The organism is Mesorhizobium sp. IMUNJ 23033 (assembly GCF_044778005.1).
Lineage (GTDB): Bacteria > Pseudomonadota > Alphaproteobacteria > Rhizobiales > Rhizobiaceae > Mesorhizobium > Mesorhizobium amorphae_A.
Genome location: NZ_JBJACT010000005.1, coordinates 260554 through 284623 on the forward strand (window position 1 = coordinate 260554; position 24070 = coordinate 284623).

At 63.5% G+C, this 24070-nt stretch carries 24 protein-coding genes and 1 pseudogene; 11 read left to right on the top strand and 14 right to left on the bottom strand.

The genetic code is table 11. From position 1 onward, the window contains the following. Positions 1 to 25 precede the first annotated feature (25 nt). From ACFX5Q_RS08500 to ACFX5Q_RS08510, 3 genes are all read left to right on the top strand, one after another. Positions 26 to 523: a GNAT family N-acetyltransferase gene (locus ACFX5Q_RS08500; RefSeq protein ID WP_404276967.1), complete on the top strand. Its 498-nt coding sequence runs from the start codon at positions 26 to 28 to the stop codon at positions 521 to 523. After that, positions 520 to 1326 carry a DUF72 domain-containing protein gene (locus ACFX5Q_RS08505; protein ID WP_404276969.1) on the top strand — a complete coding sequence of 269 codons (807 nt, stop codon included), beginning with the start codon at positions 520 to 522 and terminating at the stop codon, positions 1324 to 1326. Before ACFX5Q_RS08500 ends, ACFX5Q_RS08505 begins: the two co-directional genes overlap by 4 nt. A 485-nt stretch (positions 1327 to 1811) precedes the next feature. After that, positions 1812 to 2963, top strand: a complete 1152-nt coding sequence (locus tag ACFX5Q_RS08510) for a GGDEF domain-containing protein (RefSeq protein WP_404276971.1) — start codon at positions 1812 to 1814, stop codon at positions 2961 to 2963. A gap of 14 nt (positions 2964 to 2977) precedes the next feature. Here the strand turns inward: ACFX5Q_RS08510 and ACFX5Q_RS08515 are convergent, their stop codons facing one another. The 6 genes from ACFX5Q_RS08515 to urtA form a co-directional block, all read right to left on the bottom strand. Next, a complete protein-coding gene (locus ACFX5Q_RS08515; protein WP_006202039.1) occupies positions 2978 to 3154 on the bottom strand; it encodes a hypothetical protein in 177 nt (58 codons plus the stop codon). 261 nt (positions 3155 to 3415) lie between these two features. After that, a complete protein-coding gene (urtE, locus tag ACFX5Q_RS08520) occupies positions 3416 to 4111 on the bottom strand; it encodes an urea ABC transporter ATP-binding subunit UrtE (protein ID WP_404276973.1) in 696 nt (231 codons plus the stop codon). 67 nt (positions 4112 to 4178) lie between these two features. Continuing rightward, on the bottom strand, positions 4179 to 4925 hold the full coding sequence (gene urtD, locus ACFX5Q_RS08525; protein ID WP_404276975.1) for an urea ABC transporter ATP-binding protein UrtD: 747 nt from the start codon (positions 4923 to 4925) through the stop codon (positions 4179 to 4181). A gap of 6 nt (positions 4926 to 4931) precedes the next feature. Then, positions 4932 to 6164 (bottom strand): urea ABC transporter permease subunit UrtC, encoded by a 1233-nt coding sequence (gene urtC, locus ACFX5Q_RS08530; RefSeq protein WP_404276977.1) that lies wholly within the window; start codon positions 6162 to 6164, stop codon positions 4932 to 4934. Then, a complete protein-coding gene (gene urtB, locus ACFX5Q_RS08535) occupies positions 6161 to 7777 on the bottom strand; it encodes an urea ABC transporter permease subunit UrtB (RefSeq protein ID WP_404276979.1) in 1617 nt (538 codons plus the stop codon). The genes urtC and urtB overlap by 4 nt, the downstream gene beginning before the upstream one ends. A 120-nt stretch (positions 7778 to 7897) precedes the next feature. Beyond that, the gene (urtA, locus tag ACFX5Q_RS08540) at positions 7898 to 9208 is read right to left on the bottom strand and encodes an urea ABC transporter substrate-binding protein (RefSeq protein WP_040582718.1); all 1311 of its coding nucleotides are present in this window, start codon (positions 9206 to 9208) and stop codon (positions 7898 to 7900) included. A gap of 305 nt (positions 9209 to 9513) precedes the next feature. Between urtA and ACFX5Q_RS08545 the strand changes: the two genes are divergently transcribed. Then, positions 9514 to 9909, top strand: coding sequence for a hypothetical protein (locus ACFX5Q_RS08545; protein WP_404276981.1), 396 nt, complete (start codon positions 9514 to 9516; stop codon positions 9907 to 9909). A 151-nt stretch (positions 9910 to 10060) separates the two neighbouring features. On the opposite strand, the pseudogene ACFX5Q_RS08550 reads toward ACFX5Q_RS08545, so the two are convergent. The 3 genes and pseudogenes from ACFX5Q_RS08550 to cckA all read right to left on the bottom strand — a co-directional run. Next, positions 10061 to 10231 (bottom strand): annotated as a pseudogene (locus tag ACFX5Q_RS08550) (gluconate 2-dehydrogenase subunit 3 family protein); the annotation flags it as partial. A 68-nt stretch (positions 10232 to 10299) separates the two neighbouring features. Then, on the bottom strand, positions 10300 to 11007 hold the full coding sequence (locus ACFX5Q_RS08555; RefSeq protein WP_404276983.1) for a DeoD-type purine-nucleoside phosphorylase: 708 nt from the start codon (positions 11005 to 11007) through the stop codon (positions 10300 to 10302). A gap of 254 nt (positions 11008 to 11261) precedes the next feature. Beyond that, positions 11262 to 13835: a cell cycle histidine kinase CckA gene (gene cckA / locus ACFX5Q_RS08560; RefSeq protein ID WP_404276985.1), complete on the bottom strand. Its 2574-nt coding sequence runs from the start codon at positions 13833 to 13835 to the stop codon at positions 11262 to 11264. 212 nt (positions 13836 to 14047) lie between these two features. Between cckA and ACFX5Q_RS08565 the strand changes: the two genes are divergently transcribed. Then, positions 14048 to 14773 (top strand): hypothetical protein, encoded by a 726-nt coding sequence (locus ACFX5Q_RS08565; protein WP_404276987.1) that lies wholly within the window; start codon positions 14048 to 14050, stop codon positions 14771 to 14773. A gap of 120 nt (positions 14774 to 14893) precedes the next feature. Here the strand turns inward: ACFX5Q_RS08565 and dksA are convergent, their stop codons facing one another. Then, entirely contained in the window at positions 14894 to 15310 is a 417-nt protein-coding gene (gene dksA, locus ACFX5Q_RS08570; protein WP_006202025.1) for an RNA polymerase-binding protein DksA, read from the bottom strand. Between the two features lie 233 nt (positions 15311 to 15543). On the opposite strand from dksA, the gene ACFX5Q_RS08575 reads away from it, so the two are divergent. From ACFX5Q_RS08575 to ACFX5Q_RS08590, 4 genes are all read left to right on the top strand, one after another. Further along, on the top strand, positions 15544 to 16047 hold the full coding sequence (locus tag ACFX5Q_RS08575) for a SixA phosphatase family protein (RefSeq protein WP_404276993.1): 504 nt from the start codon (positions 15544 to 15546) through the stop codon (positions 16045 to 16047). Between the two features lie 63 nt (positions 16048 to 16110). After that, positions 16111 to 17586 carry a YcjX family protein gene (locus tag ACFX5Q_RS08580; RefSeq protein ID WP_404276995.1) on the top strand — a complete coding sequence of 492 codons (1476 nt, stop codon included), beginning with the start codon at positions 16111 to 16113 and terminating at the stop codon, positions 17584 to 17586. Continuing rightward, positions 17583 to 18680, top strand: coding sequence for a YcjF family protein (locus ACFX5Q_RS08585; protein WP_404276997.1), 1098 nt, complete (start codon positions 17583 to 17585; stop codon positions 18678 to 18680). The genes ACFX5Q_RS08580 and ACFX5Q_RS08585 overlap by 4 nt, the downstream gene beginning before the upstream one ends. Before the next feature lie 90 nt (positions 18681 to 18770). Beyond that, entirely contained in the window at positions 18771 to 19325 is a 555-nt protein-coding gene (locus ACFX5Q_RS08590; protein WP_404276999.1) for a hypothetical protein, read from the top strand. A 72-nt stretch (positions 19326 to 19397) separates the two neighbouring features. Here ACFX5Q_RS08590 and ACFX5Q_RS08595 read toward each other — a convergent pair whose 3' ends face one another. Continuing rightward, positions 19398 to 19664, bottom strand: a complete 267-nt coding sequence (locus ACFX5Q_RS08595) for a hypothetical protein (RefSeq protein WP_006206106.1) — start codon at positions 19662 to 19664, stop codon at positions 19398 to 19400. Between the two features lie 249 nt (positions 19665 to 19913). On the opposite strand from ACFX5Q_RS08595, the gene ACFX5Q_RS08600 reads away from it, so the two are divergent. Together ACFX5Q_RS08600 and ACFX5Q_RS08605 are read left to right on the top strand one after the other, a co-directional pair. Then, a complete protein-coding gene (locus ACFX5Q_RS08600; RefSeq protein WP_404277001.1) occupies positions 19914 to 21752 on the top strand; it encodes a monovalent cation:proton antiporter-2 (CPA2) family protein in 1839 nt (612 codons plus the stop codon). Between the two features lie 3 nt (positions 21753 to 21755). Next, a complete protein-coding gene (locus ACFX5Q_RS08605; protein WP_404277003.1) occupies positions 21756 to 22304 on the top strand; it encodes a DUF924 family protein in 549 nt (182 codons plus the stop codon). Between the two features lie 12 nt (positions 22305 to 22316). Here ACFX5Q_RS08605 and folK read toward each other — a convergent pair whose 3' ends face one another. Genes folK through folP form a run of 3 tightly spaced genes read right to left on the bottom strand, consistent with a single transcriptional unit; the run spans position 22317 to position 24021 of the window. Continuing rightward, a complete protein-coding gene (gene folK / locus ACFX5Q_RS08610) occupies positions 22317 to 22829 on the bottom strand; it encodes a 2-amino-4-hydroxy-6-hydroxymethyldihydropteridine diphosphokinase (protein ID WP_404277004.1) in 513 nt (170 codons plus the stop codon). Beyond that, the gene (gene folB / locus ACFX5Q_RS08615; protein ID WP_006206102.1) at positions 22813 to 23172 is read right to left on the bottom strand and encodes a dihydroneopterin aldolase; all 360 of its coding nucleotides are present in this window, start codon (positions 23170 to 23172) and stop codon (positions 22813 to 22815) included. The genes folK and folB overlap by 17 nt, the downstream gene beginning before the upstream one ends. A 3-nt stretch (positions 23173 to 23175) precedes the next feature. Beyond that, positions 23176 to 24021, bottom strand: a complete 846-nt coding sequence (gene folP, locus ACFX5Q_RS08620; RefSeq protein ID WP_404277006.1) for a dihydropteroate synthase — start codon at positions 24019 to 24021, stop codon at positions 23176 to 23178. Between the last annotated feature and the right edge of the window lie 49 nt (positions 24022 to 24070).

Below are 24070 nucleotides of genomic sequence, written 5' to 3' on the forward strand. Positions count from 1 at the left end.
GGGGCAGTGTCTGGAGAGTTTTTGAATGACCATCAGACAAGCGCTTGCCGGTGACCTGCAAACTGTCCTCTCGCTGACCGAGGCCGCTTACGCACCCTACACCGCCTTGTTGGGCGCGCCGCCGATCCCGGTCACCGAGGACTATGCGCCGCGGATCGAACGCGGCGAGGTCTGGCTGCTGGAGAGCGGCTCCGAATTGGCCGGACTGATCGTTCTCGAGCGGCATCCCGATCATGCGATGATCTTCAGCGTCGCGGTCTCACCTGCCTTTCAGGGCAAGAAACTCGGCAATAGGCTGCTCGATTTCGCCGAGGAGCAGACGCGGCTGTGGGGCTTGCCGGAGGTGCGGCTTTACACCAATTCGCGCATGGAGCGGAACATTGCGCTCTACGTGGCCTATGGTTTCCAGGAAACGGGTCGACGGCCCAATCCCTACCGGCCAGGATGGACAGTCGTCGACATGGCCAAGCCCGTCGACGGCGCCGTAGCGTCTGATTTTCGAGCATTGGGAGGACGACGATGAGCAGCCAGGGAAAAATCCGCGCCGGCATGGGCGGCTGGACCTTCGAGCCGTGGGACACGTCCTTCTATCCGGACAAGCTTTCCAAGGCGAAGCAGCTGCAATACGCCAGCCGTCAGGTGCCGAGCATCGAGGTCAACGGCACCTATTATTCCAGCTTCAAGGAACCGACCTTCGTCAAATGGGCCAGCGAGGCGCCGGACGGTTTTGTCTATTCGCTGAAGGGCAACCGCTTCGTCACCAACCGGCGCGTGCTCGGCGAGGCCGGTGAATCGATGACGCGTTTCCTCGGTTCCGGTGTGGCGGCGCTCGGCGACAAGCTCGGGCCGATCCTGTGGCAGTTCGCGCCGACCAAGAAATTCGATCCGGACGATTTCGAAGCTTTTCTGAGGCTCCTGCCTGAAAAGCAGGACGGCGTCGCGCTGCGCCATGCGGTCGAGGTGCGCAACGACAGTTTCGTCGTGCCGGAATTCGCGGCACTTGCGCGCAAATACAAGGTGGCGATCGTCTATGCCGACCATGCCAAATATCCTGGGATTGCCGACGTCACCGGCGATTTCATCTATGCGCGGCTGCAGACCGGCAGCGACGACAATCCCGACTGCTACACACCGAAAGGCCTCGAAGAGTGGGCGGCGCGGGTAAAGACCTGGGCGGAAGGCAAGGTGCCTGCCGATCTGCCACGCGCCGACCCTTCGATCGAAGCGCCGGTGAAGCCGCGCGACGTGTTCGCCTACTTTATCACCGAGGGCAAAGTCCGCGCGCCCTTCGGCGCCATGGCGCTGATGAAGCGGGTCGCGGAATAAGCAGCGAGCCTTTTACTGTGCCCGGCTGCCCTGTCGGAACCTGCAGGGCATCTTGATCGTTTGCCTTTGCGGGCAACCGGGTGGTCGCCCGCAGATGCGATTGGATAGAGGCGAGGAAGATGGCTGTCATCCTCATTGGGGCGTTGTTGACTGTCGCTGGCGTTGTCTACATGGCGGGCGCAGCCCTCAGGCGGGGGCGGCTTAGCGGTCCGGCGCCTGCAGCCTCGGATCGGCCGATGCCAAATCTCGCAACCCCGGGGCCAACGCTTGAGCCAAGCCGGCGCGGGCTCGGTTTCCTCGGCCTTTCACAGAATTGGCCGGGACTGCTGATGGTGGGGGTCGGCCTCATTCTGCTTTTGTCGGTGGCGATCCTCTAACCCAGTGGAATCTCGACATCTTCACCGATATCGTAACCTTATCGATACCTCCTTGCTGCATGAATCCAACCGGGCGCTGAGCTGCACCAGCGCGGGCAAGGACGAGGCATGGCGCTCGACTACAACTCATTGCTGCTCGCGGTCGGCTTTTCCGCCGCCTGCCTGAGCCTGACGTTGTTTGGCATCTGGCTCACCGCGCGTTCAGAGAAATTCCTGCTGACCTGGGCTGTCAGCGTGCTGCTGGTTGTCGGCGACGTCTTTGCCTACAAGGCCTATATCGACAAGCCTGGGCCAATGCTCGGCGTCGCCACGCTCGCCCTGCTGCTGCTCGGCTTCTCGACCATGCTGGGTGCGGCCCACCAGTTCACGACAGGCCGCTCGCCGCTGCCGCATATCGCTCTTGGCGCCGGCATCTCGTTGGCCGCGGCCCTGCCACCAATGGCGCTCGGTTATGATGGGCTGGGTTTCATGCTGGAGAATTCGTTCGCCGCGCTGCTTTTGTTCGCCACCGCTCTCGAATACTGGAAGGGGCGCAGCGAATCCGCCGTCCCGATCATCGGTGTCGCCACGCTCTATTCGATCACCGCCGTATCTTTCCTGCTATGCGCCACGGTTCTGGCGCGGGACGGCAAGCTCGTGCTCGGCCATGCGCCGAGCAACTGGGCCGAGGATCTCAGCCTGGTCATCGTCATCGCCTGCATGACCGGCATCGGCGCGCTGTCGCTGGCGCTAAACCAGGGGCGCCTGGCGCAGCATCATCGCCGCAATGCGCTGACCGATCCGCTGACCGGCCTGCTCAACCGCCGCGCGCTGTTCGACCTGCATGGCAATGCGCCGGTCGGCGCCTTCACGGCCGTGGTCGTGTTCGACCTCGACGGCTTCAAGGCCATCAACGACGAGTTCGGCCATGCTACCGGCGATGAAGTGTTGAGAGTGTTCGCCGAGGAGCTTACCGGCAATCTGCTGCCGACCGATTCCGCTGCGCGCATGGGCGGCGAGGAATTCGCGCTGGTCATGAAGCGCACCTTGCCCGAGAAGGCGGAATTTGCCGCCGAACGCATCCGTGCGTCCTTTGCAGCGCGGCGGATCGAGACCGAGGCGCGCCCGCTGTCATGCACGGTCAGCGCGGGCTATGCCTTCGGCAGCAAGGACGGCATGAGTTTCGACAAGGTGCTCAGCGCCGCCGACAAGGCGCTCTATGCCGCCAAGCACGGCGGCCGCAATCGCGTGCTGGCCTCCACGTTCCGGCGCGCCGGATAACCGCTTCGCCGGCGCTATGACGCCATGACGATCTCGTTGTAGGCATCGAGGTCGACGTAGAAGACCTTGGTGATCTCGCCAATCAGTTCGTCGGGATCGTAGCCCTGCGACCTCAGGATGTTGATGGCGGTGATGATGTCGACGCGCTCGGTGAGCCGCCGTTTCTGGTAGTCCTCGACAAAACGCTCCATTGGCCGTTCCCCAAGCCAGATTGCCCAAACGCGTTGAACAACTCAGATCGCAGGAGGAGGATAGGAGGCCATGCTTGCGTGGAACTTGCCGCCGAGCCCGCGCCGTCCCTTTGATCTGACCCAAAAACAGACTGGTACGGAAAGTGGCCGACTCACCAAAGCCAAGCAAAGAGTAGCATGCAGGTCTTGGCGCGCCAGAGTTGCAGACAGCATGATTGGAGGATGATTGGAGCCGCCTGAGAAGAAAGGCCGACGAGCGGTCTACACCGTCAGAAACTTCCTGACATCCGCGCGGTCGAGATCTTCCGCCGGGCCAGTATGAACGATCTGGCCACGGTCCATGATGTTGACCTCGTCGGCCAGTTCGCGGCAGAAGTCGAGATATTGCTCGACCAGCAGCACGGCAATGCCGGCCTGGTCGCGCAGATAGCGGATGGCGCGGCCGATATCCTTGATGATCGACGGCTGGATGCCTTCGGTCGGTTCATCGAGCACTAACAGCTTCGGCCGCATCACCAGGGCCCTGCCGATGGCGAGCTGCTGCTGCTGGCCGCCCGACAGGTCGCCGCCACGGCGACCCAGCATCTGTTTCAACACCGGAAACAGCTCGAAGACGTGGCCCGGAATGTTGCGGTCGGCGCGCTTCAGTGGTGCAAAGCCCGATTCCAGGTTTTCCTTGACCGTCAGCAGCGGGAAGATCTCCCTGCCCTGCGGTACGAATGCGATGCCCGACCGGGCGCGGTCATACGCCGCGCTCCGGTCGAGCGCCTTCCCCTCGAAGGCAACACTTCCGCTCGTCAGCCGGTGGTGGCCGACGATCGATCTCATCAAACTGGTCTTGCCGACGCCGTTGCGGCCGAGCACGCAAGTGATCTTGCCGGCGCCGGCCTTGAGCGAGACGCCGCGCAGCGCTTGGGCGGCGCCATAATGCAACGTGGCGTTGGAGACTTCGAGCATGGTCAGCGTCTCCAGCGTCGGAAGAACGACAGGTCGAAACGATGGAACGAAAACCGCCAGACCATAATCATCTCCCGAGATAGACTTCGACGACGCGCTCGTCGGCCGAGACGAAGTCGAGCGTACCTTCGGACAACACTGAGCCCTCGTGCAGGCAGGTGACCTTGACGCCGAGTTCGCGCACGAAATGCATGTCGTGCTCAACGACGACGACCGAATGGTCGCGCGCGATATCCTTGAGCAGACGAGCGGTCTCTTCGGTCTCGGCGTCGGTCATGCCGGCGACAGGTTCGTCGACCAGAAGCAGTTTCGGGTCCTGCGCCAGGAGCATGCCGATCTCCAGCCACTGCTTCTGCCCGTGGCTCAGATTGGCGGCGAGTTCGCCTCGCTTGTCGCCGAGCCTGATAATGCCGAGGATGTCGTCGATCCGTCGCGCCTCAGCCGACGATCTGCGATGGAACAGTGCCGGGAAGATCGAGCGTGGTCCCTTGAGCGCCAGCATCAGATTTTCTTCGATGCTGTGGCTCTCGAAGACGGTCGGCTTCTGGAATTTCCGGCCGATGCCCATCATGGCGATCTCGGCCTCGTCGTGCTTGGTGAGATCGACCTGGCCGTCGAAGAAGACCTCGCCCTCGTCGGGCCGCGTCTTGCCGGTCACGATGTCCATCATCGTGGTCTTGCCGGCGCCATTGGGGCCGATGATGGCGCGCATCTCGCCCTTGTCGAGCACCAGCGACAGATTGTTGATGGCGCGAAAGCCATCAAAGGAAACCGAGACGCCGTCGAGATAGAGGATTGTGTTCGACTTGCTCATTGTCGCTCACTCCGCCGGCTGCGGTTCGGGGCTTGGCGCGGACCAGTCGCCCGGCTTTGTCGCCGCGCTGCGAACGACCTTCGGCGGCGGCGGAACTTTGGGATCGGTGCCGGCTTCCTCGGCGAGCGAGGCCGCGCGCTGCGCCTTGGCGTTGCCGCGCCATGAGTCCCACATGCCGATGATGCCCTTGGGCAGGAACAGCGTGACGGCGACGAACAGTCCGCCAAGCGCGAACAGCCAGAATTCCGGCAGCGCGCCGGTGAACCAGGATTTGCCGGCGTTGACCAGCAGAGCCCCGATGATCGGCCCGACAATCGTGCCGCGGCCGCCCACGGCGGCCCAGACCACCACCTCGATCGAGTTGGACGGCTCGAACTCGCCGGGATTGATGATGCCGACCTGCGGTACGTAGAGCGCACCGGCAATGCCGGCCATCACCGCCGACACGGTGAAGGCGAACAGTTTGACGTTCTCGGCCCGCCAGCCGAGGAAGCGCGTGCGGCTCTCGGCATCGCGCACCGCCATCAAGAGCTTGCCGTATTTGGAGCCGACGATCGCCCAGGTGATGAAGACGGCGAGTGCAAGCGTGATCGCACTGGCCGCGAACAGGGCCGAGCGCGTCGCGTCGGCCTGGACGTTGAAGCCCAGAATATCCTTGAAGTCGGTCAGGCCGTTGTTGCCGCCAAAGCCCATGTCGTTGCGGAAGAAGGCGAGCAGCAGCGCGTAGGTCATGGCCTGGGTGATGATCGACAGGTAGACGCCGGTGACGCGGCTGCGGAAGGCGAACCAGCCGAAGACGAAGGCGAGCAGGCCGGGCACCGCTAGCACCATGATCGCCGCGAACCAGAAATGGTCGAAACCGTACCAGAACCAAGGCAGTTCCTTGTAGTTCAGGAACACCATGAAATCCGGCAACAGAGGATTGCCGTAGACGCCGCGCGAGCCGATCTGGCGCATCAGATACATGCCCATCGCATAGCCGCCGAGTGCGAAGAAGGCACCGTGGCCGAGCGAGAGGATGCCGCAATAGCCCCAGACCAGATCGAGCGCCAGAGCAAGCAGCGCGTAGCAGAGATATTTGCCGGTGAGCGCGACGATATAGGACGGGATGTAGAAGGCGCTCGCCGGCGACACCGCGAGATTGAGTAGCGGCACGATGATCGCGGCCGCCAGCAGGATCAGAATCGTGATGGCGATGCGGCGGTCCGCACCGGCGGCGAAGAAGCGTCCGGTGATCATGCTTCCACCGCCCTGCCCTTGAGCGCGAACAGGCCGCGCGGGCGTTTCTGGATGAACAGGATGATAAGGACGAGAACGACGATCTTGCCGAGCACGGCGCCGGCATAGGGCTCGAGGAACTTGTTGACGATGCCGAGCGAGAAGGCGCCGACCAGCGTGCCCCAGAGATTGCCGACGCCGCCGAAGACGACGACCATGAAACTGTCGATGATGTAGCCGCGGCCGAGATTGGGCGAAACATTGTCGATCTGGCTGAGCGCGACGCCGGCAATGCCGGCAATGCCGGAGCCGAGCGCAAAGGTCAGCGCGTCGACCCAAGGCGTCCTGATGCCCATCGAGGCGGCCATGCGGCGGTTGGCGGTGACGGCGCGCATCTGCAGGCCCCAGGGGGTGCGCTTCATGACATAGAGCAGCACGGCGAAGACGCCGAGCGCGAAGACCAGGATCCACAGCCGGTTCCAGGTGATTGCAAGCTGACCGACATCGAACGATCCCGACATCCAGGACGGGTTGCCGACCTCCTGGTTGGTCGGCCCGAAAGTCGAGCGCACCGCCTGCTGCAGGATCAGCGAGACGCCCCAGGTCGCTAAAAGCGTCTCCAGCGGCCGGCCGTAGAGGAAGCGGATGACACCGCGCTCGATGATGAGCCCGACAAGGGCCGCAACGAGGAAGGCGAGTGGCAGGGCGATGACCAGCGACCAGTCGAACAGGCCGGGAAAGGAGGTGCGGATCACCTGCTGGACGACGAAGGTGGTGTAGGCGCCGAGCATGACCATCTCGCCATGCGCCATGTTGATGACGCCCATGACGCCGAAGGTGATGGCAAGACCAATGGCGGCCAGCAGCAGCACCGAGCCCAGCGAGATGCCGTACCAGATATTCTGGCCGGCATCCCAGAGCGCCAGCGACGAGTTGATGCTCCCGATCTCAGCCGTCGCCGCATCCTTGACCGCGCCTTGCGAATTGGCCTCCACCGAGGTGAGCAGCGAGAGCGCGTCGCGGTCGCCGCGCGCGCCGATCAGGGCGACGGCAGCGAGCTTGTCGGCCTCGGGTCTGTCGGAAACAAGAACCGACGCCGCCCGGGCCTGCTCGAACAGCGCCTTGACGTTGGCGTTGGTTTCAGCGGCGATGGCCGCATCGAGCGGTTCGATGTTGGCGGCATCGGGGGTCTTGAACATGGTGTCGGCGGCGGTGATGCGCACGGCCGGATCCTTGGCGCGTAGAGTTAGCGTGCCCAGCGCGTCGCGGATGACGCGGCGCAGCGTGTTGTTGACCTTGATCTTGGTGAGGTCGGCCTTGGCGGCCTCGGCGGACTTTTGGCCGCTCAGCGGGTCGAGCAGTTCGACGCTGTCGCCGCTTTCGTTGCCGACGAAGACCGCGGAATCGGCCTTGCGGATGTAGAGATTGCCTTCGGCCAGTGCCGCGAGTGGGCGTTCGACCAGAGGGTCGCCAGTGGCTGCAAGCTCACGCACCACTGCCTCGGTGGCCGAAAAGCCGGTGCCGGTGGCGAATTTGGCGATGATGGCGCGCAGATCGGCTTCGGCCGCGTTCGATGGCAACAGGCTTGCCATCAGGAACAACAGTGTGAGACCGAGAGCGCGCAACAGGATCATCCGTTCAGATACTCTTCTGTGATCTGGAATTACGCGTCCGGGCGGACTGGAGGAAAGCTCGCCCGGACGCTTCGCGGCCTGGGTCGCGGAAGAATCCGCGACCGGTCAGACCCGGGAGGATCAGTTGGTCCCCTTGCCGCCGCACTTGCCGGTGGCGACGTTGAAGTTGCCGCAGGACAAAGGCGCGCGCCAATCGGAGATCAGGTCCTTGGAGTCAGGCAGATAGTCGGACCATTCGTCGCCCATCACGAGGCCGGGGGTCTGCGACACCGTCTCGAACTGGCCGTCGGCCTGGATCTCGCCGATCAGCACCGGCTTGGTGATGTGGTGGTTCGGCATCATGGTCGAATAGCCGCCGGTCAGGTTCGGCACGGAGACGCCGATCATGGCGTCGATGACCTTGTCCGGATCGGTGGTGCCGGCCTTTTCGACCGCCTTCACCCACATGTTGAAGCCGATATAGTGGGCTTCCATCGGGTCGTTGGTGGTGCGCTTGTCGTTCTTGATGAACTTGTGCCAGTCGGCGATGAACTTCTTGTTCTCCGGTGTGTCGACGCTTTCGAAGTAGTTCCAGGCGGCGAGATGGCCGACCAGCGGCGCGGTGTCGAGACCGGCAAGCTCTTCCTCGCCGACCGAGAAGGCCATGACCGGGATGTCCTCGGCCTTGATGCCCTGGTTGCCGAGCTCCTTGTAGAACGGCACGTTGGCGTCGCCATTGACGGTGGAGACGACAGCGGTCTTCTTGCCGGCGGAACCAAACTTCTTGATCGCCGAAACCTCGGTCTGCCAGTCGGAGAAGCCGAACGGCGTGTAGTTGACCATGATGTCTTCCGCCGCGACGCCCTTCGCCTTCAGATAGGCTTCGAGGATCTTGTTGGTGGTGCGCGGATAGACATAGTCGGTGCCTTCCAGTACCCAGCGCTTCACCGAACCGCCGTCCTCGCTCATCAGGTAGTCGACGGCGGGAATCGCCTGCTGGTTGGGCGCGGCACCCGTGTAAAACACGTTGCGCTCGCTTTCCTCCCCCTCATACTGGACGGGATAGAACAGGATGTTGTCGAGTTCAGAGAAGACCGGCAGGACCGATTTGCGCGACACCGAGGTCCAGCAGCCGAACACGGCGGCGACCTTGTCCTTGGAGATCAGCTCGCGCGCCTTTTCAGCGAACAGCGGCCAGTTGGACGCCGGATCGACGACGACCGCTTCGAGTTTCTTGCCGAGCAGACCGCCCTTGGCATTCTGCTCCTCGATGAGCATCAGCATGGCGTCCTTCAGCGTCGTCTCCGAAATCGCCATAGTCCCCGACAGCGAATGCAGGATACCGACCTTGATCGTGTCGTCCGCCGCCCTCGCGGGAGCCGACGCCAACAGGCCGGCAGCAACCACGCTTGCCGAAAACATTTTTGTTATTTTTGAGAAATTTCCCCTCATATTCCACACTCCCGAGCTGGTTGATTGCACCGCAACAGAGCTATGCAACCACCATGCCAAACTGTGAAACGAGGCCGGTCACGCCGGGATATCCCAGCCTTATCAGCCGGTTACTATATTAGACGCCAAGCATGAATGGCACCGACCGAAACCCCGAATGAGGAGAAATTGCGCACACGTGCCTAGATTTTGCCCAAATTCGACCAGTGCCTAAATTTTGAGCCTGCGACATCATGGCGACGCGCATCGACGGTTGCGGCCCGGCATGGAAATGAGGCAAGGTCGGCGTTCAAGCGAGCGACGCCATGGCATCCAGGATTACTTGTATTTTCAGCATCTTGCTTCTGTCTGCCAGCTCGGGCAGCGCACGCGCCGACTTCACCGACGGCAAGCTGCCGGACGGGACCTATCATTGCGAGGTCTACCTGCTCGGCCTGTTCCTCAACCTCGGCGACATCACCATCAAGGGCAATGTCTATACCGGCCCTGTGACGTTCGGGACCGCGCCGCAAGCCTACAATTACCAGATGGACGCCAACGGCGTGATCAGCTGGCTTGGCCCTCTCGGTGGCTACTCGACCGGCGGCAATTCGATCTCGATGACGCAAGCCACCCTGGATGGCCAGACCAGCCCTTCCTTCGACATCATCATGAAGCAGCCCGACGGCGCCTTCACCGCTTCGACCTGCACCAAGAGCTGAGCGGCGACGCCTGGCGCTGGCCTGCCGCCTCAGTCAAAAAAAGGCGCGGAACATGCCAGATATGTTCCGCGCCAACAGGCAATTGGGACGAGTGCCTAAATGCTTTTTTCCGACATCTGGTTGGCGATGTAGTCGGCCTGGCGTACGAGGCTCAGAGCCACTCGATGTCGTCGAAACCGCGTGCGATGTGGCCGCCCTTGGAATAGGATTCGCCCTCGTAGCCGAAGATCGGCCAGACCTCCTTCTGGTTGTAGAGGCTGACGACGAGGCCACCGCATACGGCCTGGAAGAAGGGCGAGGTCTCGATGTCCTTCAGCTGCGCACCACCTGCGCGCTTTATCTGCGAGGCCATCGGCCGGAAGAACAGATGACGCCGAAGCGGCAAGCCGCCTAGCTGTCGACCGCCACCTCGAGCGCCAGCCGCGTCATGTCGGTGAAAAGCGCCTGGCGTTCGGAATAGTCGGTCTGCTCGCCGGTGGTGACATGATCGACCACATTCAACAGCGACAGGGCACGCGCGCCGAAATGGGCTGAAATGCGGTAGAGCGCGCTGGTTTCCATATCGACCGCCACTGCCCCAAGCGCCTGTGCTTCGGCAAAGCGGTCGCGCCCGTCGGGGTGATAGAATATGTCGCTGCAGACCGTCAGCCCCGCGCTCCAGACGATGCCGAGGTAGGCGGCCCTTTGCAGCGCCAGCGCATGAAGCGCCGGATCGGGGCCTGCCCGTTCGTACAGCTCGAAGACCTGGCCGCTGCGCTCACTCTCGGCGTGGACGGCACTCGAAATGACGACGCTGCGCAGCGCCACGTCCTCGCTCAGGCCACCGCAGGTCCCGGTGCGGATAAGCGTTTTGACACCATGGAAATCCAGCAGCTCGTGGGCGTAGATCAGGAAAGACGAGACGCCGATGCCGGTCGACTGGATGCTGACCGGCTTGCCTCGAAACAGCCCGGTGAAGCCAAGCGCGCCCCTGCGGCGGTTGACGCAGCGCGGCGCTTCCAGAAAAGTCTCAGCCATCCATTCGGCGCGCTCCGGGTCACCCGGCAACAGCACCGTTTCGGCATAATCGCCCCTGCCAGCCTCATTGTGCGGCGTCACGGCATCTACCCCAATTCCCCGCCGCGTTTGTCACCGCAATCATGGCAGGCTGGCGTCGATGCGCAAGCGCCTATTGCGAAGCTCCAGTGGCCGGACCTCACTGGTTATGAACGGACGGCTCGTTCTCCGGCGCCGCCACCTGTAAACGGCATGGAACGGGCGTCTGTGTGCTTGTTCACATTCGGGCGGGCACGCGACTATTTTTTTGCGCAATTCCGGATGGAAAACCGCTTCGCACTTTTCCTGGAATTGCTCTAGGATTCCAGCACGTCCTTGACGATCGTGGCCAGTTGCTTGAGCGAGAACGGCTTCGGCAGGAAGCCGAAATGCGCGTCGGCCGGCAGGTTTTTGGCGAACGCGTCCTCGGCATAGCCGGAGACGAAGACGAATTTGATGTCCGGCTGGCGCTTGCGCAATTCGCCAAGCAGCGTCGGTCCGTCCATTTCCGGCATCACCACGTCGGAGACGACGATGTCGACCTTGCCGCCGAGCGCCTCGAACACCTCCAGCGCCTCGACGCCCGAAGAGGCCTCGTGGACGGTGTAGCCGCGCGACGTCAGCGCCCGCATGCCGCCCATGCGCACGGCATCCTCGTCCTCGACCAGCAGCACGGTGGCCGAACCCGACAAGTCCTTGGCCGTGTCCGCCGCCTTGGCGGGGGTCGCCGGCGCTTCGCCGGGCTCGCTTGCCGTCCTGACCTCGGCGATATGGCGCGGCAGGAAGATGCGGAACACTGAGCCCTTGCCGACTTCTGAATCGCAGAAGATGAAGCCGCCGGTCTGCTTGATAATGCCGTAGACCATCGACAGGCCGAGACCGGTGCCCTTGCCGACCTCCTTGGTGGTGAAGAAGGGTTCGAATATCTTCTTCAGCACATCGGGCGCGATGCCGCTGCCGGTGTCCTCGACCTCGACCACCACATAGTCGGCCGGGGTGAGTTCGCGATAGGAGAAGGTCTTGCATTCCTCCGCAGTGACGTTGCGGGTGCGCACCGTGAGGTCGCCGCCGGCCGGCATCGCATCGCGTGCGTTGACGGCGAGGTTCACCACCACCTGTTCGAACTGGCCGATATCGACCTTGACCGGCCACAGGTCGCGGCCATGGTCGACCTTCAGCTTGATGTCGTTGCCGACCAGGCGGGCAAGCAACATCCTGAGGTCGGCAAGCACGTCGGTGAGGTTGAGCACCTCCGGCCGCAAGGTCTGCTTGCGCGAGAAGGCCAGAAGCTGCCGCACCAGCGACGCCGCGCGGTTGGCGTTCTGCTTGATGTTCATGATGTCGGGGAAGGACGGATCCGACGGCCGGTGATTGGTCAGCAGAAGGTCGGAGGCCATGATGATGGCGGTCAGCACATTGTTGAAGTCGTGCGCGATGCCGCCGGCGAGCTGGCCGACTGCCTGCATCTTCTGGCTCTGCGCCATTTGGCCTTCGAGCGCCTTCTGCTCGGTGGTCTCGACGGCATAGACGATGGCCGATTCCTCGGCCCCCTCGCCGCCGGTGCCGTCGGCGACCGCATTGACGTAGAAGCGGATGTGGCGGTCGTCATTGCCGGGCAGCAACGTGTCGATCGGCTCGATGTCGGCCTGTCGTTGCCGCGCCTTTTCGAAGGCGTCGGCAAATGCCGGCCGGTCGCGCTCGTGGATGACCGTGTCGAGCCGCACGCGGCGGTCGACAGCGTCCCGGTCGACAACGGAGGAAAACAGCGACAGGAACGGCGCATTGGTGCGCAGGATGCGGCCGCTGGCGTCGACGCCGGCGATCGCCATTGGTGTCGAATTGAAAAACCGGGTGAAGCGGACCTCCGAGGCGCGAAGATCGGCGGAGGCATCCTCGCCTTGCGTCCGGTTCAGCACGATGGTGCGGGTCGGACTGCCGATGCCTTCGCGGCTCGCCGAAACACGGTGCATGAAACGCACCGGCAGCGCCTCGCCGGTCATCGTCGTCAGATCGAGATCGATGACGGCGTTGCGTGTGGTGCCCGGATCGGCCTTGACCGAGCGGACCAGCGCCATGCCGTCGCCGGCGACGATCTCCGGCAGGGAGACGGCGCCGGGCGTGAAACTGGCAAGGTCGATGCCCAGCCATTCCGCGAGCGTCGCGTTGATATAGGTGACACGGCCTTCCTGGTCGGCCGAAAAGAAGCCGGCCGGTGCATGGTCGAGGTGATCGATCGCCTTTTGCAGGTCGAGGAAGAAGCGCTCCTGCTCGGCCCGCTCCTGCGAGATGTCGGCGAGTTGCCAAGCGAGCATGGGCAAGCGCTGGCCGGGCACGGCGAAGGTGCGGGCACGGGCGCGGTACCAGCGCGCGCCTGGCTCGGCGCCGGGCTTGATTGACTGCGCCAGCCGGAATTCGCCGTCGCCAGGCTGGCCGTCGCGCAGGCCCGATGCCAGACGATAGATGGTCACCGAGGCCTCAGGAACGTCGGAAAGCAGCCCCTCGACCGTCTTGAGGTCGGTCGCCGAGGCAGCACCCGTCATGTCGGCATAGGCGCGGTTGGCGTAGACGACACGCCCTTTGGTATCGGTGACCAGAAGGCCTTGCGACATCGAATCGACGAAGGCTTTCGACAGCTCGTCGCTGGTCGAGCGGGGCGCGACCTGAACGAAGCCGATTGCGGTGGCGAACAGGAAGCCGACGCCGATCATTGCCAGCACGCCCAGCATTCCAAGCAGGAAGGGATCGCCAAGGCGCTCTCGGAAAAGCCCGAAGATGATCGCGGCGCCGGTCAGGACGGCAATGAAGATGATGAGCCGGGTGACGGCGCCCGGACGCGTGTTCTGATCGACGATAGGTACCGGATAGAAATCGCCGCGCGTTTCCTTGGCCATGTGCCCCCTGCTTGTGAATCCGGTCTACCGGCGCTGCCCGGTTGAATCACATTCTCCTATTCCGGAAAAGGCCCCGGCCGCAAATGTCAGATAAAAATGGCGCCGTCCGGCCATTGCTGTTTCAAGCTGTTCACGAAGCGGAAAGGTAACTTGCGGTGGCCTGCCGCTACAGTCTAGTGTCGCCTCACTTCAAAAGCCGATTGGGGGCACCGATGCTGCAGTGGCTGGATGGCGTAGCGGGTCCTGGATATGTCGCCGCAATCCTGTGGACATTTGCGGCGCTGGTTCTGCTCGTCGTCGTTCTGCTCATCGTCAAGCTTGTCCGCAGCCTGACGTTCGGAACATTCGTCGCCGGCGGCAGGAACCGCAAGACGCGGCTCGCCGTCATGGATGCCACCGCCGTCGACAGCCACCGCCGGCTTGTGCTGGTGCGCCGCGACGACATCGAGCACCTGCTCCTGATCGGCGGCCCGACCGACGTCGTCGTCGAACGCGACATCCGGCTGGCGGCACCGCGCCGCCCGGCGCTGACCGGAGATGGCGGCCAGCAGCAGGCCCAGGCACCGCGGCCGCGCGCAGTTCAGCCCGCCCCGGCACCGGCAAAGCAAGCGCCACCGCAGCCGGTTGCGGCCGCTCCGGCCCCTGCCCGACCCCGCCCGGTCACGCCGGCGCCGGCACCGAAACCGGCCGCGCCCAACTATCAGGCGAGCAATGTTACGCCGCTTCCGGCCTATGGGTCGACCACCAACACCGCCAGGCACGCCCCGGCGCCGGCAAAGCACGAATCCATCGACGATACGCTGATGCAGGAACTCGAGGTCTCGCTGGACAACTCGCATTCCAGGCCTGCGAGCAAAACGGCGGCCAATGCGCCACCGCAATCGCTCGACGACGAGATGACGAAGCTTCTCGGCGAACTGGCCAACCACAAACGCTAGAGCTGAAGCGCTCTACTCTTTGTTTTTCTGCACTTTTCCCGGTATTGCACAGGACAAACCAGGCACAAAAATGGCCGGGAAACCCGGCCATGAATTTGAAATTGCTCGGTTTTGCTCGCGTCAGTCGTCGCGATAGACCTTCTCGCGGCGCTCGTGACGCTCCTGTGCCTCGATCGACAAGGTCGCGATCGGGCGTGCATCGAGCCGCTTCAGCGCGATGGGCTCGCCGGTTTCTTCGCAATAGCCGTAGGTGCCTTCATCGATGCGCTGCAGCGCCGAATCGATCTTCGAAATGAGCTTGCGCTGGCGATCGCGGGCACGAAGCTCGATAGCGCGGTCGGTTTCCGACGAGGCACGATCGGCGAGATCGGGATGGTTGGCGTTTTCCTGCTGCAGAATTTCGAGAGTTTCGCGCGCTTCGCGCAGAATGTCGTTCTTCCAGGTGACGAGCTTTAGGCGAAAGTAGGATTTCTGCCGTTCGTTCATGAACGGCTCGTCTTCGGAGGGTACGTAATCGGCGGTAACGATGTCGTTCATGCGACTCACCCAACAACCCCAAATTTGGCGCCTATATATTCGCGGACCGAAGCCTGCACAAGCGCAATCGGCGATAGAGTCACGCAAATGTTAGCAGTTGATGGCGGAACCCTTCTGCTTCAAGGACGTGAGCGAATTCTGACATGATTTGTTGTGCTTGAGTGGCGCCGGCCATTGTGCAGCAGGCCGTTCTGATGGCTAATCGGGCCGGTGTCTTGTGGCGTGAGGGAGCTGTGAGCAGACTGTACCTATTGAGGCATGCCAAGGCCGGGTGGGCGCTGCCCGGCGTCCGTGACTTCGATCGTCCGCTAGATGCAGCCGGCATGGCCGATGCCGAATTGATGGGCGAGGTCATGCGCGTCCGCAACTATGTTCCCGACATCACCCTTTGCTCTAACGCAATGCGGGCGCGCCAGACGCTGGAAGGTCTGGCCGGGCAAACCGACACTGGCCGCGTGCTGTTCTTCGACACTTTATACAGCGAGGACGCCGCCGGTTACCTCACCCTCATCCGCGACAATGGCGGGCCCGGCCCGCTGCTGGTCATCGGCCACAACCCGATGACGGAGGATCTGGCGATGGCGGTCTCGGGCGACGGCGAAGAAGCCGCCCGCGGCACGATGAACCACGGCTTTCCCACATCCGGTCTTGCTGTCGTGCGCTTCGCCGGCGCCCTTGCCAGTGCCGCGCAAGGCAATGGCTATCTCGAAGCCTTTCTGACGCCTGCCGACCTCTGAGCCATTTCAAACCACGGGTCCAAGGCCTATATCGGAGCGTGACAAGCGCCCGAGAGACCCATTTTGGCATCATCGCTGACCACATTCTCCGACGAAGCCAAGATTGCGCTCGATACATTTTCAGGGCGGGCCGCCGGGCTCTTTTCCCCGTCGCTGCGGCTGGGCGTGACCGGCCTTTCACGCGCTGGCAAGACGGTGTTTATCTCCGCCCTTGTCCACAATCTGATCCATGGCGGGCGCCTGCCGCTGTTCGAGGCGCAGAAATCCGGGCGCATCGCCCGGGCGTTCCTTGAGGAACAGCCAGACGATGCCGTTCCCCGCTTCCAGTACGAGGATCACATAGCGGCGCTGGTCAACGATCGCGTCTGGCCCGAATCGACGCGCGCCATCTCCGAGCTCCGGCTGACCATCGAATTTGAATCAGCCTCCGGCTGGAACCGCATGTTTTCGGCCGGGAAATTGTCGCTAGACATCGTCGACTACCCCGGGGAGTGGCTGCTCGATCTGCCCTTGCTCGGCAAATCCTTCGCCGATTTTTCACGCGAAGCAATGGCGATGGCGGCGCTGCCGGTGCGCGCCGACCTTTCGGAAGGTTGGCGGGCGCTAGCCGCCACGATCGATCCGAACGCCGATGCCGATGAAATGACGGCGCGCCGCCTGGCCGAGAGCTTTGCCGCCTATCTCAAGGCATGCAAACTCGACGAACGGGCGCTTTCGACCTTGCCGCCGGGCCGCTTCCTGATGCCGGGCGACCTCGAGGGCTCGCCCGCGCTGACTTTCTCGCCTTTGCTGGCGCTAGGCGACCGGCGGCCGCGTTCCGGGTCACTGCAAGCCATGATGGAGCGGCGTTACGAGGCCTACAAGACGCATGTCGTCAAACCGTTCTTCCGCGAGCACATCACGCGCCTCGACCGTCAAATCGTCCTGATCGACGCCATGCAGGCACTGAATGCCGGCCCCGGAGCCATGGCCGACCTGGAACGCGCCGTCACCGAGATCCTCTCCTGCTTCAGGCCCGGCAGGGGCAATTTCCTCACCGACTTGTTCTCGCGGCGTATCGACCGCATCCTGGTTGCCGCGACCAAGGCGGACCATCTGCATCACGAAAGCCACGACCGGCTGCAGGCGATCGTGCGCCGGCTGGCCGACCGGGCGGTAACACGGGCGAATTTCACCGGCGCCGATGTCGACGTGGTTGCCATGGGGGCCGTGCGCGCGACCCGCGAAGGCACGGTCAAGCAGGGCCGCGAAACTCTGCCCGTCATCATCGGCACACCACTCAAGGGCGAAAGGATCAATGGCGACACATTCGACGGGAAAGCCGAAACTGCCATATTTCCCGGTGACTTACCCGAGAAAGCTGATGCGGTGTTCGATGTTTCCGGATCGCAGCAACCTGATGCTAACGGGCCGGCGATCCGTTTCGTGCGCTTTCGTCCGCCAAAGCTCGAACGCACGGCAGAAGGTGTTACGCTCTCGCTGCCGCATATCAGGCTCGACCGCGCCTTGCAGTTCCTGATCGGAGATCACCTGGCATGACAGCGCCCCGCAAACCCGCGGCATTCCGCATCGAGGCTGAGCCCGAACCAAAGCAGGAGGCGCGGGAAACGCGCCGTGCCCATGCCGAGCCGCCGCAGACGCGCAAGCCGCGCGCCGCAGGGGTTGGCGTCGCTGTCGTCGTGCCGGCCGAGATCGATGTTTTCGACGAACCTGACATCGTCGCCGCCGAACCGCCGCCTGCCACCGCGCCGCGCAAGCGTTCGCTGCTCGGCAGGCTGTTCTTCGGCGCGCTGGGTGTCCTGGTTTCGCTGGCCGTCGGCCTGTGGACCGACCAGCTCATTCGCGACCTGTTCGAGCGCGCCGAATGGCTGGGCTGGCTGGCCGCTGGAATGGCCGCGATCGCTCTGCTGGCGCTGATGGTCATCCTCGCGCGCGAATTCCTGGCGATCGCCCGCCTCGCCGAGGTCGAAAAACTGCAGAAGCGGTCGCTGGATGCCGTGGCGCGCGACGATCCGAAGGCCGCAAGGGCCGTCGTCGACGAGCTTTCGGCCTTTGTCGCGGCAAAACCCGAAACCGCGGCCGGCAGGCGCTCGCTGGCCGAGCTGCGCGGTGAAATCATCGACGGCGGCAATCTGGTGCGGCTGGCCGAGACCGAGATCCTCGGGCCGCTGGATGCGCGCGCCAAGGTGATGATCCTCGAAGCGGCCAAGCGGGTGTCGCTGGTGACGGCGGTCAGCCCGCGGGCCGTCGTCGATGTCGCCTATGTCGTGTTCGAGGCTGGGCGGCTCATTCGCCGCCTGTCGGAACTTTACGGTGGCCGGCCGGGCACGCTGGGCTTCTTCCGGCTGGCGCGCAGCGTTCTTGCCCATCTCGCGGTCACCGGTTCGATCGCCGTCGGCGACAGTTTTGTCCAGCAGATCATCGGCCATGGCCTCGCCGCACGCCTTTCGGCGAAGCTTGGCGAAGGTGTCGTCAACGGCATGATGACGGCACGGATCGGCATCGCAGCAATGGAGACGGCGCGGCCCCTGCCCTTCATCGCCGCTAAGCGGCTGGGACTGGGCGATTTCCTGTCCGCGCTGACATCCTTTGCAACCAAGAAAGAAAGTGAAACATCGACCTCCGGCAAGTGAAGAGACGCCCCGCAGTCACCAAGCATTAACCAATCTTGTTCATGGTCGGAAGTGTTCCAAGAACAGCTTCCTTGTTGCCGGGTGTGGTCGATGAAAAGCGTAATTCTATCCAGCGTCCTGCCTGTCGCGGTCGCGGTTGCAGCCCCTTTCGGCCTCGTTGAAAAGGCGTTTGGCGCGGAACCCGACAAGCAATTCTTTCAATCGGTGGAAGGCAAGTGGGTCGGCCCGGGCGAAATCGTCGCTGGCAAGTACAAGGGCACGAAATTCACCTGCAGTTTCAACGGCTCGACGCCTGACGGCAAGACCGGCATGACGCTCGACGGCGGATGTCGGGTCGGCATGTTCACCCAGAAAATGTCGGCGTCAGTCGAGCGCAAGGGCCGGGACGGCTACAAGGGCAACTTCATGGGCGGCGCCGCGGGGTCAGGCCTCGACATTATCGGCGGCAATGTCGTCGACGCTCACAAGGTCGTCTTCACCATCAACCGCAAACAGCTGCGCGGTGTCATGCAGGCCCGCATTCCCGACGACAACTCGATGACGGTGACCGTCGCGGTGCGCGTCGACGAGCAGCTGGTGCCGGTCATCGGCATGAGCCTGAAGCGGGTCGATGAGGTCGAAGTCGGCTCCATCGCGCCGAACTGAGGCCCGGTAGCGGGCAAGAAAGAGGCGGCGGCCCACACGGGCCACCGCCTTCTTCAATTCCCGAACGATCAATCAGCCCTTGATGGTGGCCGTCAGCTCGTCATAGGCCTTGCAGGCCTCATCCAGCGTCGTGGCGCCCTGATACTTGGTCGTCACCGCCTGCACCTTGGCCGTCAGATCGGCTGCCTTGGACGGATCCTTGGTGATCGCCTCCTGCAGCGCGGTCGTCATGTCCTGCGCCTTCTTGGTCGCCATTTCGGCGGTGCACTCAGGTGCCTTCGAGCAGGCCGAACCGGCAAGCGCCGCAACACCCACGGCAACGAGCAAAAACTTCTTCATGTCAGTCATCTCCTCAAAAAGGGCAGCGACTTGATCGTCGCTCCCCTCCAATGGCCGAAGCCGAGCGTCCCTTAACCGCTGATTGTGGCGACACGCAACGCGAATACCGCGTAAACTTGTGTAACGCGGCTGCAACAAGTGCCGAGGCCGCAGCGCCGATTCGCTCTGTTCGATCCCGGCCGAAGTCCCTATCCTTGGTCTCGATTCCGCAGCATATGCGAGGAACCTCCAGGAGACGGACGAGCAGGCATGGCGGCGGAAGCATCGGGCAGCGAACTCATTCAGGTGGTGGCGCTGCTTGCCGCTGGCGTGGTGGCCGTTCCGATCTTCAAACGCATGGGGCTGGGCTCGATTCTCGGCTATCTCGCGGCCGGGGTAGTGATCGGGCCGTTCGGACTTCGCATCTTTTCCGAATCGGAAGCCATTCTTCATGTCGCCGAACTCGGCGTCGTCATGTTCCTGTTCATCATCGGGCTGGAGATGCAGCCGTCACGGTTGTGGGGCCTGCGCCGCGAGATATTCGGCCTCGGCGCCCTGCAGGTCGGCGTCTGCGCCTTGTTGCTGACCAGCGTCGGCCTTGCCGGCGGCTTTCCGATCGCGCAATCCTTCGTTGCCGGCGCGGGCTTCGTGCTGACCTCGACGGCGATCGTCATGCAATTGCTGGAAGAGCGCGGCGAAATGGCCACCCCCAAGGGCCAGCGCATCGTTTCCATCCTGCTGCTGGAAGATCTGGCGATCGTGCCGCTGCTGGCGTTGATCGCCTTCCTGGTGCCGGGCGGCGCCGATATGAGCCTGTCGCAACGGCTGACGGAAGTCGGCATCGGCCTTGCCGCTATAATCGGGCTGGTCGTGGCGGGTCGTTACCTGCTCAATCCGTTCTTCCGCATCCTGGCGGATGCCCGGGCTCGCGAAGTGATGACGGCGGCCGCGCTGCTGGTCGTGCTGGGGTCGGCTCTGGCCATGCAGCTCTCCGGCCTGTCGATGGCGATGGGCGCGTTCCTCGCCGGTGTGCTGCTGTCCGAATCGACCTTCCGCCACCAGCTGGAGGCCGACATCGAGCCGTTCCGTGGCATTCTGCTCGGCCTGTTCTTCCTCGCCGTCGGCATGTCGCTCGACCTGCACGTCGTGGCCGCGAACTGGCGAATCGTCGCCATCTACGTCGTCGCCTACATGGTGATGAAGGCGCTCGGCATCTACCTGGTCGCCCGCATGCTCAAGAGCGGCCACCGCGAAGCGCTCGAACGCGCCGTGTTCATGGCGCAGGGCGGCGAATTCGCCTTCGTGCTCTATTCCGCCGCCGCGACGGTCGGCATCATCGACAGCCGTGCCAATGCGACGCTGACCGCGATCGTCATCATCTCCATGGTGCTGACGCCTTTGGCCATTATCGCGCTGCGCTATCTCACGCCGCGCGACGAGCAGTCGCTCGATGGGGTCGACGTCGCCGCGGACCTTTCGGGCAGCGTGCTGGTCATCGGCTTCGGCCGCTTCGGCCAGATCGCCAGCCAGCCGCTGCTGCTGCGCGGCATCGACGTGTCGATCATCGACAATGAGGTCGAGATGATCCAGGCGGCGGCCGATTTCGGCTTCAAGGTCTATTACGGCGACGGCACGCGGCTGGACATATTGCATGCGGCGGGCGCTGGCCGGGCACGCGCGGTGCTGATCTGCGTCGACAAACCCGAGGCAGCCGTGCGCATCGCGCAATTGATCAAGGCCGAGTTTCCGCTCCTGACGGTGCTGGCGCGCGCCTTCGATCGCGGCACCGCGCTGCAGCTCATTCGTGCCGGCGTCGACTTCCAGCTGCGTGAAACCTTCGAATCGGCGCTTGTCTTCGGCGGCTCCGCCTTGGAAGCGCTGGGGATCGATCCGGACGACGTCGCCGAGGTGATCGAGGATGTCCGCCGCCGTGATACCGCCCGCTTCGAAACGCAATTGGCCGAAGGCGTTCGCGCCGGGGCACGCTTCCTCAAAGGCAATATCGGCACACCAATTCCGGCGCCGCTGACGCCGCCGCGGCGTGCCGGCCAGGCACTCAACGAGGAGACCGCCGGCGTGCTGCACAAATCCGAGCCTGCCGAGGAGTAAGCAATGACCGAACTGGACAAGCGGGCGCTCTCCGTCGCCAAATTCTGGCGCGATGCCGGCGAAGATGCGTGGTTCGAGAAGAACGACGCCTTCGATACCGACTTCCGCGCCCGGTTTCTCGACCTGCACTACGCCGCCGCGCGGCGCGAATGCGATGCCTGGTCGGAACATGCCGAGGGATCGCTGGCGCTGATGATCCTGCTCGACCAGTTTCCGCGCAATTGCTTTCGCGGCACCGGCCATATGTATGCGACCGACGAGTTGGCCAGGCATTTCGCCAGCAAGGCCATCGCCGCTGGCCACGACCTGTTGCTCGAGGAAAACCTGCGGGTCTTCCTCTATCTGCCCTATGAGCATTCGGAGCTTCTCGCCGACCAGGACAAAGCGGTGGAGCTCACCACCGCCAGGGCACCGGACGATCTAAAATATGCGATCGAGCACCGCGACATCATTCGGCGCTTCGGCCGCTTTCCGCACCGCAACAAGATGCTTGGCCGCGAGACAACGCAGGAGGAACAGGCGTTCCTCGATGGCGGCGGGTTTTCCGGCTGATCTCGGGCGACGTCAGGCCAGCCACCAGTCCCGGCCCGACGGCAATTTCTCTATGCCTGCCGTATCGACGCTGCTCAGCCGCTCCGACACGCTCTTGCCGCCAACGGCAAGGTCCGGCGCGATCTCGGCCAGTGGCGCCAGCACGAAGGCGCGCTCCAGCATGCGTGGATGCGGCACTTCCAGGCCCGTCTCGTGGATGATCCGGTCGCCGAACACCAGGATGTCGATGTCGATCAGGCGCGGCCCCCAGCGCTCCTCGCGTACCCGCTTCAGCCGGCGTTCGGCATCGAGGCAAAGCTCGAGCAATGCCCGCGGCGCGAGCGTCGTGGCGATCGTGGCGGCGGCATTGAGAAAATCCGGCTGGTCGAGCTTGCCCCAGGGCGGCGTGCGGTAGAGCGAGGAGACCGCAACGACACGTGTCTTGTCGTCGCCGTCCAGAATGCGCAGCGCGGCCGCCATCGACTTCGCCGGATCGCCGAGATTGCCGCCCAGGCTGAGATAGACGGTGTTATTCTGGCCAGACAACGGTCACCTCGACATGATCGAGTACGCCGGGCACCGGCGCGTTGGGCTTGCGCACCGTGATCTCGGCCTTCTTGATCTGCGGAAACCGCGCCGTCAGCGCCCGCGCCACCTCCAGCGCCAGCGCCTCGATCAGAAAGCGCCGCTGCCCGGTGATGATCTTTTCGATGACCGCGAAGGCGACGCCGTAATTGACTGTATCGTCGATGGAATCGTCGACCAGCGCGCGGCCGGGCTCAACGGTCAAAGCCGCATCGACATAAAAGCGCTGGCCAAGCGTCTCCTCCTCGTCCAGCACGCCATGGCGGGCAAAGAAGGCGCAGTTCTTCATGCGGATGACGTACATGGCTCAGCTTCCCGGAATTTCGCGCGCCAGCATAGCATCGGCGACGGCCAGAGCGTCCACGTTGATTGCGACATCGTGGACGCGAAATAAGTGCGCGCCTTTGAGCCTCAAAATAACGCTGGTGGCCGCCGTGCCCGCGGCCCTGTCCATCGCGTCGCGACCGGTAACGTTGCCGATGAAACGCTTTCGCGACGTACCGGCCATCAGCGGATAGCCTAGTGCCGCCAGCTCGGAAAACCGCGCCATCAGATCGAGGTTTTCCTCCGCCGTTTCCTTGGCGAAGCCGAAGCCGGCGTCGAGCACGATCTGGGCGTCGGCAACGCCGCTGGCATGCGCGATCTCCAGCGATTTCCTGAGAAAGAAGAACTGGTCCTCGATCACGTCCGGCAGTTTTTGCCTGTCGCGCCCGGTGTGCATGATGACCAGCCCGGCCCCCGTTTCGGCAGCAACGCGGGCGATGCCCGGTTCGCGCTGCAGGCCCCAGACATCGTTGACGATGTGCGCGCCGGCGGCGACAGCCAGCCGGGCGGTGTCCTCGCGATAGGTATCGACCGAAATCAATGCCTCGCCCAGCCCGGCGAGCGCCTCGATGACCGGCAGCACGCGGGCCTGCTCTTCCTCCATCGTCACGGGAGAGGCGCCTGGCCGCGTCGATTCTCCACCGACATCGATGACTTCAGCCCCCTCCTCGACCATGCGGCGCGCCTGGGCCACTGCCTGCTCGCGGGAGGCGAACAGGCCGCCATCGGAAAAACTGTCCGGCGTGACGTTGAGGATGCCGACGACCACGGCCTTGCCGCCAAGATCGAGATGACGTCCGTGCGCCAGCTGCCACCGCTTTGTCGTCATCGCCCATCAACCATCTTTGATCCGCCGGAAATCAAATCCGTTGCGCCGG

Coding starts and splice junctions, on each gene's coding strand:
- ACFX5Q_RS08505 (WP_404276969.1), top strand. CDS start 520: ATGAGCAGCCAGGGAAAAATCCGCGCCGGCATGGGCGGCTGGACCTTC.
- urtC (WP_404276977.1), bottom strand. CDS start 6,164: ATGATCACCGGACGCTTCTTCGCCGCCGGTGCGGACCGCCGCATCGCC.
- dksA (WP_006202025.1), bottom strand. CDS start 15,310: ATGAACGACATCGTTACCGCCGATTACGTACCCTCCGAAGACGAGCCG.
- folB (WP_006206102.1), bottom strand. CDS start 23,172: ATGTACGTCATCCGCATGAAGAACTGCGCCTTCTTTGCCCGCCATGGC.
- ACFX5Q_RS08510 (WP_404276971.1), top strand. CDS start 1,812: ATGGCGCTCGACTACAACTCATTGCTGCTCGCGGTCGGCTTTTCCGCC.
- ACFX5Q_RS08545 (WP_404276981.1), top strand. CDS start 9,514: ATGGCATCCAGGATTACTTGTATTTTCAGCATCTTGCTTCTGTCTGCC.
- ACFX5Q_RS08605 (WP_404277003.1), top strand. CDS start 21,756: ATGACCGAACTGGACAAGCGGGCGCTCTCCGTCGCCAAATTCTGGCGC.
- urtE (WP_404276973.1), bottom strand. CDS start 4,111: ATGCTCGAAGTCTCCAACGCCACGTTGCATTATGGCGCCGCCCAAGCG.
- ACFX5Q_RS08515 (WP_006202039.1), bottom strand. CDS start 3,154: ATGGAGCGTTTTGTCGAGGACTACCAGAAACGGCGGCTCACCGAGCGC.
- ACFX5Q_RS08590 (WP_404276999.1), top strand. CDS start 18,771: ATGAAAAGCGTAATTCTATCCAGCGTCCTGCCTGTCGCGGTCGCGGTT.
- urtA (WP_040582718.1), bottom strand. CDS start 9,208: ATGAGGGGAAATTTCTCAAAAATAACAAAAATGTTTTCGGCAAGCGTG.
- ACFX5Q_RS08595 (WP_006206106.1), bottom strand. CDS start 19,664: ATGAAGAAGTTTTTGCTCGTTGCCGTGGGTGTTGCGGCGCTTGCCGGT.
- ACFX5Q_RS08600 (WP_404277001.1), top strand. CDS start 19,914: ATGGCGGCGGAAGCATCGGGCAGCGAACTCATTCAGGTGGTGGCGCTG.
- ACFX5Q_RS08500 (WP_404276967.1), top strand. CDS start 26: ATGACCATCAGACAAGCGCTTGCCGGTGACCTGCAAACTGTCCTCTCG.
- cckA (WP_404276985.1), bottom strand. CDS start 13,835: ATGGCCAAGGAAACGCGCGGCGATTTCTATCCGGTACCTATCGTCGAT.
- urtB (WP_404276979.1), bottom strand. CDS start 7,777: ATGATCCTGTTGCGCGCTCTCGGTCTCACACTGTTGTTCCTGATGGCA.
- folP (WP_404277006.1), bottom strand. CDS start 24,021: ATGACGACAAAGCGGTGGCAGCTGGCGCACGGACGTCATCTCGATCTT.
- ACFX5Q_RS08565 (WP_404276987.1), top strand. CDS start 14,048: ATGCTGCAGTGGCTGGATGGCGTAGCGGGTCCTGGATATGTCGCCGCA.
- ACFX5Q_RS08585 (WP_404276997.1), top strand. CDS start 17,583: ATGACAGCGCCCCGCAAACCCGCGGCATTCCGCATCGAGGCTGAGCCC.
- urtD (WP_404276975.1), bottom strand. CDS start 4,925: ATGAGCAAGTCGAACACAATCCTCTATCTCGACGGCGTCTCGGTTTCC.